This window comes from Acinetobacter amyesii, assembly GCF_002018365.1.
Classification (GTDB): Bacteria; Pseudomonadota; Gammaproteobacteria; order Pseudomonadales; family Moraxellaceae; genus Acinetobacter; species Acinetobacter amyesii.
This window is the reverse complement of record NZ_MVKX01000008.1, coordinates 59,662-72,847: the sequence shown is the minus strand read 5'-3', so window position 1 is coordinate 72,847 and position 13,186 is coordinate 59,662. Positions and strand designations below refer to the sequence as shown.

At 39.3% G+C, this 13,186-nt stretch carries 11 protein-coding genes; 7 read left to right on the top strand and 4 right to left on the bottom strand.

Annotation, left to right across the window (positions count from 1 at the left end; translation table 11 throughout):
* Nucleotides 1–4: 4 nt before the first annotated feature.
* The 4 genes from B1202_RS12440 (at nucleotide 5) to B1202_RS12425 (ending at nucleotide 5,045) form a co-directional block, all read left to right on the top strand.
* A complete protein-coding gene (locus tag B1202_RS12440; protein WP_078190929.1) occupies nucleotides 5–655 on the top strand; it encodes an urea amidolyase associated protein UAAP2 in 651 nt (216 codons plus the stop codon).
* A 4-nt stretch (nucleotides 656–659) separates the two neighbouring features.
* Nucleotides 660–4,265 carry an urea carboxylase gene (gene uca, locus B1202_RS12435; protein WP_078190928.1) on the top strand — a complete coding sequence of 1,202 codons (3,606 nt, stop codon included), beginning with the start codon at nucleotides 660–662 and terminating at the stop codon, nucleotides 4,263–4,265.
* A gap of 128 nt (nucleotides 4,266–4,393) precedes the next feature.
* Nucleotides 4,394–4,741: a type II toxin-antitoxin system RelE/ParE family toxin gene (locus B1202_RS12430; RefSeq protein WP_078190927.1), complete on the top strand. Its 348-nt coding sequence runs from the start codon at nucleotides 4,394–4,396 to the stop codon at nucleotides 4,739–4,741.
* A 1-nt stretch (nucleotide 4,742) separates the two neighbouring features.
* On the top strand, nucleotides 4,743–5,045 hold the full coding sequence (locus tag B1202_RS12425) for a helix-turn-helix domain-containing protein (RefSeq protein ID WP_078190926.1): 303 nt from the start codon (nucleotides 4,743–4,745) through the stop codon (nucleotides 5,043–5,045).
* 29 nt (nucleotides 5,046–5,074) lie between these two features.
* Here the strand turns inward: B1202_RS12425 and B1202_RS12420 are convergent, their stop codons facing one another.
* From B1202_RS12420 to B1202_RS12410, 3 genes are all read right to left on the bottom strand, one after another.
* A complete protein-coding gene (locus B1202_RS12420) occupies nucleotides 5,075–6,952 on the bottom strand; it encodes an AAA family ATPase (RefSeq protein ID WP_078190925.1) in 1,878 nt (625 codons plus the stop codon).
* Between the two features lie 84 nt (nucleotides 6,953–7,036).
* Nucleotides 7,037–9,001, bottom strand: coding sequence for a lipase family alpha/beta hydrolase (locus B1202_RS12415; RefSeq protein WP_078191041.1), 1,965 nt, complete (start codon nucleotides 8,999–9,001; stop codon nucleotides 7,037–7,039).
* Nucleotides 9,002–9,191: 190 nt separating this feature from the next.
* A complete protein-coding gene (locus B1202_RS12410) occupies nucleotides 9,192–10,274 on the bottom strand; it encodes a zinc-binding metallopeptidase family protein (protein ID WP_078190924.1) in 1,083 nt (360 codons plus the stop codon).
* Nucleotides 10,275–10,721: 447 nt separating this feature from the next.
* Between B1202_RS12410 and B1202_RS12405 the strand changes: the two genes are divergently transcribed.
* Genes B1202_RS12405 through B1202_RS12395 form a run of 3 tightly spaced genes read left to right on the top strand, consistent with a single transcriptional unit; the run spans nucleotide 10,722 to nucleotide 12,390 of the window.
* On the top strand, nucleotides 10,722–11,162 hold the full coding sequence (locus B1202_RS12405; RefSeq protein ID WP_078190923.1) for a CopG family ribbon-helix-helix protein: 441 nt from the start codon (nucleotides 10,722–10,724) through the stop codon (nucleotides 11,160–11,162).
* 11 nt (nucleotides 11,163–11,173) lie between these two features.
* On the top strand, nucleotides 11,174–11,371 hold the full coding sequence (locus B1202_RS12400; protein WP_078190922.1) for a hypothetical protein: 198 nt from the start codon (nucleotides 11,174–11,176) through the stop codon (nucleotides 11,369–11,371).
* Entirely contained in the window at nucleotides 11,368–12,390 is a 1,023-nt protein-coding gene (locus B1202_RS12395; protein ID WP_078190921.1) for an ABC transporter substrate-binding protein, read from the top strand. Before B1202_RS12400 ends, B1202_RS12395 begins: the two co-directional genes overlap by 4 nt.
* Nucleotides 12,391–12,485: 95 nt before the next feature.
* Here the strand turns inward: B1202_RS12395 and B1202_RS12390 are convergent, their stop codons facing one another.
* Nucleotides 12,486–13,154 carry an epoxyqueuosine reductase QueH gene (locus tag B1202_RS12390; protein ID WP_078190920.1) on the bottom strand — a complete coding sequence of 223 codons (669 nt, stop codon included), beginning with the start codon at nucleotides 13,152–13,154 and terminating at the stop codon, nucleotides 12,486–12,488.
* Nucleotides 13,155–13,186 lie beyond the last annotated feature (32 nt).

Below are 13,186 nucleotides of genomic sequence, written 5' to 3'. Positions count from 1 at the left end.
TAAAATGTCTGTATTTCATACATTAGAAAAAACAGTATTAGATCAGGTATGTCCTGCTGGCGAAGCTTGGATGTGCGAAGTCAAAAAAGGGCAATATTTCCGTATCGTTGACCTCGAAGGTAATCAAGCTGTGGATACGCTTTTTATCTCTGCAAATAGCCCTGAAGAGCGTTATAGCGCAACGGATACCTTGGCTATTAATCAACAGATTTATTTAGAAAAAGGTTCAGACCTTTATACCAACTTTGGCAATAGAATTGCCACGATTTACGATGATAACTGCGGTCGTCACGACACTTTAGGCGGTGCATGTTCATGTGAAAGCAACACCGTTCGCTATGCACATGACAAATTCCCAATGCACAGTTGCCGTAATAATTTCATGATTGCACTTTCTCAGCATCCGATTGCGAAAAAACATGGCTTAAATGTACGCCATATCGGCCCAAACATTAATTTCTTTATGAATGTGCCTGTGACTGCGGAGGGTCATTTGAAATTTGATGACGGTATTTCTGCACCGGGAAAATATGTCGAAATTAAAGCCGAAATGGATTTAATCGTCCTCATTTCCAATTGCCCGCAACTGAATAATCCATGTAATGCCTATAACCCAACAAAAATTCAATTGATCATCCGTGACGGTGAGGAGTAATAGCATGTTTAATAAAGTCCTCATTGCCAACCGCGGTGCAATTGCTTGCCGTGTGATTCGTACACTCAAAAAATTAGGCATTCAATCGGTTGCTGTCTATTCCGAAGCAGACCGTGACTCACTACATGTGACCTTAGCGGATGAAGCAGTATTTATTGGTGATAGTCCTGCCAGCCAAAGTTATTTAAATGTCGACAAAATGTTAGAAGTCGCGAAACAAACAGGTGCTGAAGCGATACATCCGGGCTATGGTTTCTTGTCTGAAAATGCGGAATTTTGTGATCTCTGTGAAGCGCAAGGCATAGTATTTTTAGGGCCATATTCGGCGCAAATGAAATCCTTTGGCTTAAAACATACAGCGCGTGAACTTGCGATTCAAGCTAATGTACCTCTCCTTCCGGGCAGTCAATTGTTGGCTGATGAAGCTGAAGCACTGCTTGAAGCAAATCGTATTGGTTATCCTGTGATGCTGAAAAGTACCGCGGGCGGTGGCGGTATTGGTATGCGTTTGGTGTGGAATGAAGAAGAGCTGAAAGATGCTTATTCTACAGTGTCATATCTTGCCCAAGCTAACTTTAAAGATGCCGGTTTGTACCTTGAGAAATTTGTACAGAATTCCCGTCATATCGAAGTGCAAATTTTTGGCGATGGGAAAGGCTTAGTTTTAGCACTTGGTGAGCGTGATTGTTCGGTACAACGTCGTAACCAAAAAGTGGTGGAAGAAACCCCAGCACCACATATCAATGATGAGCAACGTGCCTATATTCAATCAGTTGCGATTGGGTTGATGCAGTCGGTGAATTACCGCTCGGCAGGCACAGTTGAATTTGTCATGGATACCGACACACAGGAATTCTATTTCTTAGAAGTGAATACCCGTCTGCAAGTTGAACATGGCGTAACGGAGCAAGTGTTTGGTGTAGACCTTGTGGAATGGATGGTGACCTTAGGCAGCGGTGATTGGATTGCACCAACGGCGGAACTTGTGTCTAAAGGTCATTCGATTCAAGTACGTCTCTATGCAGAAGACCCAATTAAAAACTTCCAACCAAGTGCAGGGCTTTTAACATACGTTGATTTTGATCCGCAGGCACGCAATGAAACTTGGGTTGAAACGGGTTCAAATGTATCGTCATTTTATGACCCGATGATTGCCAAAATCATTGTCACGGCAGATGACCGCGAGTCAGCGATTCAAGCCATGACCGCAACACTCGCGAAAACATCGGTTGCAGGCATCGAAACCAATCTTGAATATCTACAAAATATTATCGACTGCGATGTATTTAAAGCCGGTACGCAAACCACACGTTTCCTCAATACTTTTGAATGGAAAACCCAAAAAATTGAAGTGTTGCAATCAGGCATTCAAACTTCTGTGCAAGATGTCACAGGTCGTTTGGGCTATTGGGATGTCGGTGTTCCGCCCTCAGGTGCGATTGATCCGCTGTCACTTAATGTTGCGAATCAATTGTTAGGCAATGCATATAACACGGCAGGGCTTGAATGCACTTTGCAAGGACCAAGCTTAAAATTCCATTGTGATAGCCAAATTGTATTGGCGGGTGGTGATATGCCATCAACGCTTGATGGTGTGGCTGTGCCAATGTGGCAAACCGTGAATGTGCGTAAAGGACAGATTCTAAAATGTGGAAAAATCGCCACAGGTTGTCGCACCTATATCGGGATTAAAGGCGGTTTGAATGTGCCTGAATATTTAGGTTCACAAGCGACCTTTACCTTAGGTCAATTTGGCGGTCATGCAGGGCGTAATTTATTGATTGGAGATATGTTGCCGATCACGGCATTCACAAGCGATGAAGTGATAGCGCTTACACCTGAACAAGTGCCAACGTTTAGTCATGAATGGGAAATTGCGGTGATGTACGGCCCGCATGGTGCACCAGACTTCTTCACTAAAAAAGACATTGATACCTTCTTTGCCCATACTTTTGAGATTCACTTTAACTCAAGCCGTACAGGTATTCGTTTGATTGGTCCAAAACCTGAATGGGCACGTGAGGATGGTGGTGAAGCCGGTTTGCATCCATCAAATATTCATGACAATGCTTACGCGATTGGTGCAATTGATTTCACGGGCGATATGCCAATTATTCTAGGTCCAGATGGTCCAAGTTTGGGAGGCTTTGTTTGTCCTGCCGTGGTGATTAATTCTGAGCTTTGGAAACTCGGTCAATTGAAAGCAGGAGACAAAGTCAGATTTATACCTGTGAGTTATCATCAAGCGAAACTTTTAAATGAAAAATATCATATGCAATTAGAAGCATGTGATACGCAGGCTGTGGCATTTGATGAGTCATTTTATCCTGAACTTTCCACCTTAAAAAATGCGGTGCTTGATACTTTAAAAGGTCAGAATGGCTTACCGGATGTGGTGTATCGTCCTGCGGGCAATAACTACATGTTGGTGGAATATGGTGAGTTAGTTTTAGATCTGAACTTACGTTTCCGTATTCATGCACTCATGCAATGGGTTCAAAAGCAAAATATCACAGGGATTATTGATCTCACACCGGGGATTCGTTCGCTACAAATCCATTTTGATTCGATCAAGCTTGATCAATTGGATTTATTACGTTTGCTACAAGTCGCTGAAGCTGAACTGCCTGATGTGACCCAAATGCAAGTACCGTCACGGACTGTGTATTTACCACTTGCTTGGGAGGATTCACAAACCCAGCTAGCGACAGAGCGCTATATGCAAACGGTACGTCCAGATGCGCCATGGTGTCCTGACAATATTGAGTTTATCCGTCGTATTAATGGTTTAAAAGATAAACAAGCAGTCAAAGATGTGGTTTATGACGCGAGTTATTTGGTCATGGGGTTGGGCGATGTGTATTTAGGTGCACCTGTGGCAACACCACTTGATCCTCGCCAGCGTTTAGTGACGACTAAATACAACCCTGCACGGACATGGACACCTGAAAATGCTGTCGGTATTGGCGGTGCGTATATGTGTGTGTACGGTATGGAAGGTCCGGGAGGCTATCAGTTTGTGGGTCGTACTACGCAAATGTGGTCTCGTTACCGTAAAAACCCTGACTTTGAGCAAGGTATGCCGTGGTTATTACGCTTCTTTGACCAAATTAAGTTTTATGAAGTTTCAGAAGCTGAACTGATGCAGATGCGTGAGGACTTCAAAGCAGGTCGCTTAAAACTGCGTGTAGAAGAAGGTGTACTGAACCTAAAAGAATACAACGAGTTCCTCACTGAAAATGCAGAATCAATCTCAGCATTTAAATCCATCCAACAAGCCAATTTTGATGAAGAACGTCGTCGCTGGCATGAAGCAGGCTTGGCAGAATACGTGTCTGAAAGTTTAGATGCGATGACCGATGATAGTGATGTTCAAATACCTGAAGGTGGTTGTGCTGTGGAATCGCACATGCCGGGAAGTATTTGGAAAATCGAATGCAAGTCAGGTGATATTGTGGAAGAAGGTGCAACGCTTGCAGTCATTGAAGCGATGAAAATTGAGATTCCGATTATTGCACCTGAACGGATGATGGTTTCTGAAATTACCATTGAAAAAGGGCAAACAGTGAAAACAGGGCAAGTTTTGTTTACGTTGTCGCCTGTGGCATAAAAAATCCTCACTAACCCTCCTTTAAAAAAGGAGGCAATTTTAAGACCGTCCGTGAGGGCGGTTTTTTATTTGCAGTGTTTACTCGATTAAATTATGATATAGCTTATAGTCTATATTTTGGTTGTGCTATGTGGACAGTATTGACCACAGATGTATTTAATGAATGGCTTGCTCAGCAAGACGATTCGACACAAGAAAAGGTCTTGGCAGCTTTAGTTGTGTTGCAATCACAAGGACCAAGCTTAGGTCGACCTTTGGTGGACACTGTATATGATTCTAAATATACCAATATGAAAGAACTTCGTGTGCAACACCGTGGCAAACCGATTCGAGCTTTCTTTGCTTTTGATCCGTTAAGACAAGCGATTGTGTTATACATTGGTGATAAAAGCGGTAAAAAGCGTTTTTATACAGAAATGCTGGCAATTGCAGATGAGCAATACACTTTGCATTTAAAGAGTTTAGGAGATTCCTAACATGGCAAAAAGTTTACAAGAGTTATTGGCAGCTCGCTCTGCTGAAAGCCAAGCTCGTATTCAGCAAATGGCAGAAGAACTGATGCTTGAACAGCATCTTCACATGATTCGTGAAGAGTTGGAAATTTCTCAAAAAGAATTAGCAGAAACTTTAGGGATTAAACAGCCTTCGCTTTCTGCAATCGAAAACCGTGGTAATGATTTAAAAATATCAACCATGAAAAAATATGTAGAAGCAATGGGTGGGAAACTTCGTATTGATGTCGAATTACCTACAGGTAAACATATTGGATTTAATGTTTAATTAAAAAAGACCGCTTAGGCGGTCTTTTTCTAATTTGAATTACACTTTTCAATAAGTTTGAAAATTCGGATGCATAGATCCTTTGCTTTTGGTGTCAGTTCCCAATCAGGATTTTCATCAAAATCTTTAATAATTTCACGGCAAAAATCTAATTTGTATTTAATAGTACCGACACCTTGACCATCGGCAAACAAAGATTGTGTGGTTTTTGATGAAGGTTTTTTTAATTTAATATCTAGGAGTTTACCAATACCATATTCTTTGTGATCAAAGTAATTTTCACTCGTTATATTGTTAGTTAAAGAAATATCATAGCTATCTTTAGTTTTAGATTTCATACGCTTGAATCTTTGAGTCGCGACTCTAATAATGGAATCCTTAGGTAGAGTATTCTCTGTTTCTTTACACTCTAAAATCAGATAATTGCCTTTCTTTAATTCACTTTTTAAGACTTGAACACGATCAGCCTTACTTTGAATATCACCATCAGCAATGAGTAACATTTCACTTGCAACAGCTTTAGCGCTTAATCCCTTATCTTCTAATTGGTCAGCATAATCATCGCTAAAAGACCAATGTACTAAATTACTGCCAGCATATTCCACAAACGTATAGTGATAGTTCGGCATAAATCTACGGTATTTTTTATAAAGCTCCACATCAGCTGACTCTAGTTCAGCTAAATATTTTTCCATATATTTAGTGATATAAAGCCGATCTGTAATGCCCTCTACCCAAATTGTACAGTTAGCCAAATAGACAGAAGACGGACGCACACCTAATGAAGCAAGTAAATCCCGATCACGGTCACAACGATGAATTTTAAAATCAAATTCATCTGACTTATTTTCTTTTGGTTGTTTTACAAACTTTTGAATCATGACTTGGTCTGATTCATCTGCCATATCTAGTAAATGGTTGGAGTGAGTAGTAAAAAAATAATAATGAGGTGTTTCATTGAGATAAAAGTTCATCAATTGACGAACCATACCTGCATGCATGTGCAATTCAGGTTCTTCTATGAAGAATGCGTGGGTTCTATCTTTTTTAATGAATGCTTCGTATGTCAAAATGATTGCTTGCTGAAGACCATCACCAAGTTTATGAATAGGAAATTGATCATCTTCTCCAATTTTAATATGAACAACATCATTGTCATGACCATTGTCATCTTTACCAATGTATGGAATTAAAGTGATAGGTTCATTATCAAAAAAATACTGGCTTAATTTTTCTTCATAACTTTTTATGAGCTCGCGGTGTACTGGCTTACCAAAGAGATGAATTTGAAGTTCATGGTAAAGAGTTTCTCCAGTAATAATATTTTTAGAATCAAATTTATTTTTATCTGAAAAATAGTCTTTTTGAGCACGTTCAATATAGGGCTGTATATTTTGTTGCTCTGTGACAGGACGCATACCACGTAGAATAGGTATATAGAATTTTATTTCAAAAAAACCTGAAATATTTTGTACATCATCATCAGTTAGTTCGAATAAACTATAATTTTCGAGATACTGGTAAATATGAAGGTTGTTCTCAAGTTGTCCTTTTATAGCAGAGTTAATGTAAATTAATGGATCAACTCTTGTTTCAGAAAGCATTTTAATTAAATCTTTATACAAAGATTTAATTTCTGAATTAGTCGTACTGTATCCTAGAATCTCATTAATCTGTGGCAGTTTATTTTTTAAAATATTGATATTTTTTAACAGTTTTTTATATTTATATATTCCCGATGGATAGGTACTTGAGAAAAGATTTCTAATAAACCGACTTTTTCCTGCATTATTTTTACCAATGAAAAAATTAAGTCGTTTAATTTCTATTACTTCTTCAAATTCAACATCATTGTCAGAGCTATAGTTTTCTAAGTTTTCAGCCCAATAATATAATTTTTCTGTCATATAGCCCCCAAAATATGGAGCTAATTTAGCAATAAAATACTGCTTTTAAAAGATAATTTATAAATACATAAAGCAATTTTATCGTTATTGATTCAACGCTTCATTGTCCAAATGCTCTCTCAAAATGCGTCGCAATTCTAAAATTGCATCTGGAGACTCATGGATGGAATGTCCACCATTGAATATCTTTTCAGACACCGCGCCATCTAAATGAGAACTTGTATAGGGAACAATGCCATCCGACTTTTTGCTCGGTTCAGTACTTTGCGTCTGATTTCCCATAATAGAATGATAAGGAATATCTTTATTTGGCATGATGTCAGCAGTCAGCAGCATAAAACGTGATTGTTGACTTAAATCTGCAGGTCCAGACTTAATCAGGCCCATAGTTGAATTTTTTGCATTCGGGAGTTCAACATTGACATCATTTAAAAAACTTAAAGGCAATACTACGATTTTTTTCGCCAAATTGGTAAACCAGCGGTCTGCATAGTCAGTACCATGATGCGGTGCGGCAATGAAAATTGCACGACTAACTGGCTTCAATGCTTTAAAGACAAAACGATCGCGGATAATTGGATGACGTTGTAACTGTGTATTTTGTTCATAGTTCATGAGTGGAATAGCTTGAGCGGAAATATCTGCATCACTAACCAATAAACGACTGATGATGCCGCCCATACTATGTCCGATAATGACAGCATCTTGAGCCGAAGGCGTATTGAACTGAACAGTTGCAAATGCCTGTTTGAGTAAAGCATTGATTTGAAAACGACTCTCAAATATTGGCATATTGGTTGAGTAAAACACTTGCCAAACTTGGTAATGATCACGTAGTTTTTGATCCCCCATAATGTTATTGGTCAGGCCGATCCACGTTTCAGGACTGCTGGCTAAACCGTGAACCATGACAATAATCTTTTTCTTGGGTTGATACGGCTCTAACATAAACACATGTGGCATGCGCAAATGTTCTTCCTTATTCAGAAGTGTCCAATAGCCAGATTGTCCTAATTTATTTTCGGCTAACCAAAGTCCATAAGGCACAGAATAATTGGCCGTTAGCGTGTAGGACTTAGATTCAATTTTTGCCTTTTTAAATTGATAGGGATTAAATAATTCAACCTTAAAATTTGATTGCGGCGACAAAATTTCACTAATGCTGCTATTGGTCTTGGCAGGCTCGGCGATCGCACTAACTGATAAATACCGTGCTGTATGGATATTGGGGTTGGGTTGATTTGAATAATATTGTTCAGGATCTAGTATAAAAGACTGCGCAGCAGACAGATCCGTGGCTTTTTTGACTAAGACAAATTCAGAACCAATGCCTTCCTGACGGTTAATGGTTTTTAAGCCTGAAAAATTAAAATTATAGCTCGAGAGTAATTTATCAATGTCCGCACTTTTGATTTCAGGATAATGCTCATAATTAAAATGATAAAGCGATGAACCCAGCATTAAACTTTCAGGCATTTGCTGATAGTCAAAACGGGTAAATGATGAGGTGATTAAACGTGATAAAGCCACATTATAAAAGGTGCGGACTTGTCCCTGACGCAAATCAAATAAGCGTTCTTCAGGGGCTTGAGCGGATTTAAATAGATAGACATAGCTGTAGCGCAGACTGAAATCAAAGTCTGCAAGCTGCTGATCCATACACATTTTAATTTTGCTTGAAGCTAATTTTCCGCTGTGTTGTTTTAAGCTTTTTTTGCATTTTGGATTTTGATCGGCTATTAAAGCACGTGCCATGTACAGCTCACTTGCTGCTGCATAGACTTGAGCAATATCTAAAGTTTCATTATTACGCATTTTGTGAATACAGCTTTCAAGCGCATTTAAACAAGATTGGTCGCTTTCATTCACCATTAACAGGATTTGATGGCTAAATGTACTGAGCTTTTGATGGGTTAATATGCTGTCTGTTTTATTATTTAGTGACGCACTGAGTTGATTTTCTTGTAATTTGACCAATTGGCATCCACTGAGCAAACTCAGGCTGATGATACACATGAAACGAGCGGGTAAATGCGTGAAAGGCATCATTGGAAAGGTCACAGGCATCTATTTTTTGTTATTTTAACCTTTATAAAATAGTAAAAATAGGGCAGGTATTACAGCACCTAATCTTAGAAAATTACTACGTATACATTTTTTCAAATTAAGCTAATGTACGAATATTGTGATACCGAAAAGTTGATTTGAGATTCAAACACTGTCACGTGTTAAATTTAATCTAATTGTGCTGCTGGTTTTTTAAGGTCATGTTGAGCAGTTTGTGGTGAATGAATCGTAATTTATCCAATACAGGATTCGACAATGTAAATGGATATGCATCATCTAAGCCCATGCTGCGGTTCAACGCATTTAAATTAAAGGTCAAGGTCATCCAGTGTTGCAGCAATAGGTCAAAATCCTGAGCGCCAATCGGGTTTTCTTTTAATTCTAAATTATTCAAATCCGACTTATTGGTTTTGACCACTAATCCTGCATAGTAGGCTGTTTCTAGGGTGTCCATCATGTGCAAATAATGCGCCCATGTTTCCGCCCAATCTTCCCAAGGATGCGTACTAGCATAGGAACTGACATAGTAATCCGCCCAATTTTGCGGCGCACCGTCATTATAATGCCGTTTCAAAGCTTCACTATAATCTTGTCGTTCATCACCAAACAATTCCCGAAATTCCTCAATCAGTTCAGGGTGTAAATGTTTTATCAAATCAAAATAATAATGACCACTTTCATGTCTAAAATGACCAAGAAGTGTACGGTAGTTTTCCCCCATTTTTATACGCGTTGTTTCGCGGTAAATCACATCTGCTTCACTGGCATTCAAGGTAATAATGCCATTAGCATGACCGGTCATGACAGGTGTATTTTCTGTTGGCATGAGAAAATCAAAACGCAGCCCAAAACGGTCATCTTGACTGCGTTTAGGACGCGGCATGGTATTCAGTTGCTGCATTAAATACAAAAAACGCCGTTTGGCATGTTCCAATCGTGCCCAGTACACAATATGGTCTGGGTTATCTAAGTTGGGAATGGTGTGAGTGAGCAGGCAAGACTCACAGTAAATTTCTTCACTGTCGGCAGGCACCATCCAGTTACATACCTGATGATGCTGATAATTATGACAAGGTTTAAAGCGTTTTCCCTTTATTTCAGGATTTAACGCAAGCCACAGCGTAGTGCTGTGCTTTTCAAAACAGCCCATTTGCTTTTCAGAGGCAATATAACCCAGCGCAGTCTGACAATTGACACAGTGTGAATTGGCAAAAAAGATTTGGTTAGAACATACCGCGCAGCTGAAATACTTCATAGGCGTTGAGTGATGAATAGAATGATCAATCAGTATAAATGATGTTCAATGTTGATGAAATAAATTGAACTTCGAGTTTGTTACATGTCGGTCAATGTTCTTGTTTAAGAACAACGACCTTAAGAAATAGTCTTTCATCAAATAATACATCGCAGTAATAGTGCAAATGGGGCGGTAGGAGTGCGTTTATTGCACAAATAATGAACAATAAAATCTAAAAGAAAGTTAAAAGAACAAAATAATAGACCATTTTCATATTCCTCACTTGGCACAGATTCTGCATTTCTATCGATATTACGAAATAAATGTTTTGTATTACTTAAACAGGAGATGCATATGAACCACCATCAATCTGCAACATTTCTGCATCAATTAAAGCAGTTTTTCATTGAGCTACTGAGCGCCCGCGCGGGTTTCTATATTCATCAAAAAAAATAAGGAAAAACAGTGCCTAAACAAAAGCTGGCGCGTATCAGTATTACCGTGCCTGAAAAAACAGTCGATGCTTTGGATCAAAAAATTGTCGATCAGCATTATGAAAGCCGTTCTCAGGCCATTGTCGACATGATCAATAAGCATCTGATTGCCGATCAGGAGCAACGAAATGAAGTGATGGTCGGCACATTTACCTTACTTTATGACGCAAGTAGTACGGCGCTACGTATTCAGCTTTTAGATTTACAGCAGCAGTTTTTAGAACAAGTGGTGAGCTCGCTGCATATTCAACTCGATGATCACAAAATTTTAGAAGTCATGATTCTGCAAGGTGTCAGTTCAGAGCTCAAAGTCATCAGTCAGCATTTTTCAGCACTTAAGGGTGTGATTAAAGGACATTTGGAGTTGATGGACGCTGTAATGCCGCCAATTCCGCAAAATGCAAAGAATTAAGGAGTTTTAAAATGGGCCAATTATATCGATCACAAGGTCAGTTTAAAGACAAAGTAACAGACCAAAATAAACCACATGCTAATGCAGCCGACCATAGACCAAATCGTGGAAAGTGTAATGCTCAATCAGTCAGCAATCCGAAAACACCATCGTTTTTGTACACCAATACCAAATTTAACTGTAATGCCATCGGGGAAATCGCACTATGATCAAAAAAGCCTGCTTATCTGCTTCCGTTGTGACCGCTATCTTACTAGGTGGTTGTGACAATACAGCCAAAACACCTGAACCAAACGCGCAAGCAGAAGGCACAGTCAATACAAAAGCCATTACGATCGGCTATAGCGACTGGCCTGGTTTTGTCGCATGGCAAGTTGCTATTGAAAAAGGCTGGTTGAAAGAAGCCGGTGTCAATGTGGACTTTAAATGGTTTGATTATTCAGCTTCATTATCTGCATTTGCGGCAAATCAGTTGGATGCCGTTCTAGTCACCAATGGTGACAACTTAGTCACGGGTTCTGGCGGCACGAAAGGCGTCATGATTATGGCGACGGACTATTCTGCGGGAAATGATGTCATCATTGCTAAAGATGGCATCAATAGCCTTGCCGATCTAAAAGGTAAAAGTGTCGCGACAGAAAAAGGCTTGGTTGATCATTTACTTTTGGCGACAGCATTGGATGATGCAAAAATTCAAGCTTCTGAAGTGAAGTTGGTCAACACTATGACCAATGAGCTGCCACAAGTATTTGCGAGTCCAGATATTGCAGCGATTGCCGTGTGGCAACCGGTCGCAAATCAAGCGCTGAAAGCTGTTGCTGGATCAAAAATCATTTATACATCGAAAGATAAACCCGGTCTGATTTACGACACATTAACCGTCAACATGACGCATTTATCTGCCAACAAAGAAGAATGGAAAAAAATCATTCAAGTTTGGGATAAAACGGTTAAATACATCAATGACCCTGCAACGCATGCCGATGCCGTGAAAATCATGTCAACCCGAGTTGGTGTTGACCCTGCACAATATGAACAGTTTATTGGAGGGACACATTTACTGGATTTAGCTGCCAATAAACAAGTCTTTAAAAAAGGAACAGGTTTTGACTCAATTTATGGCTCTAGTTACCACGTAAATAAATTTAATGTTGCCAATGGTATTTATAAAACTGAAATGGATGTCGATGGATCAATCTATCCAACGTTGGTTGAAGAACTAAAATAAGTTGAAATATAACTAAAAAGGCCCTGAATGGCGTAAATACTTCAGGGCTTAACAATATTAAATTAATATCAATGAAAGATAGCAAAGTGCAGAACTTAAGCTTCTTCATCCATGGCATTGGAATAAAACTTTACCCCTAATTTGATTCGGTCGCGGCCTTGGCTTATGCGCCAGCGGTTGGTATCGCGCAGTGAATAGACACAGCCGCAGTATTCCTGCTGATAAAATTCTTCTTTTTTACTGATTTCCAGCATACGTACAGCGCCACCATTTTTACGCCAGTTATAGTCCCAATAGGTAATTCCGTCATAATGTGAAGCCGAACGATGCCCGCAGTCATTAATCTGCTGCATGTTTTTCCAGCGTGAAATTCCCAGTGAACTGCTGATCAGGCTAAAGCCATGTTCTGCTGCATATAATGCTGTACGTTCAAAGCGCATATCAAAACACATGGTACAGCGGATACCTTTTTCAGGCTCATTTTCCATGCCTTTGGCACGTTCAAACCAGTTGTCAGTGTCGTAATCACAGTCGATAAACGGAATGTTGTGTTTTTCTGCAAAGCGGATATTTTCCTCTTTACGGATTTCATATTCTTTAACTGGATGAATATTAGGATTGTAAAAAAAGATCGAAAAATCAATACCAGATTCAATTAAAGTTTCCATGACTTCGCCAGAACAGGGCGCACAGCAAGAATGCAATAAAAGCTTGTCATGACCTGTTGGGAGAGTCAGTTTCTGACGTTCAAGTTTGTTTGACATAATCATAAGCTATAAATATAAACTTTATATTT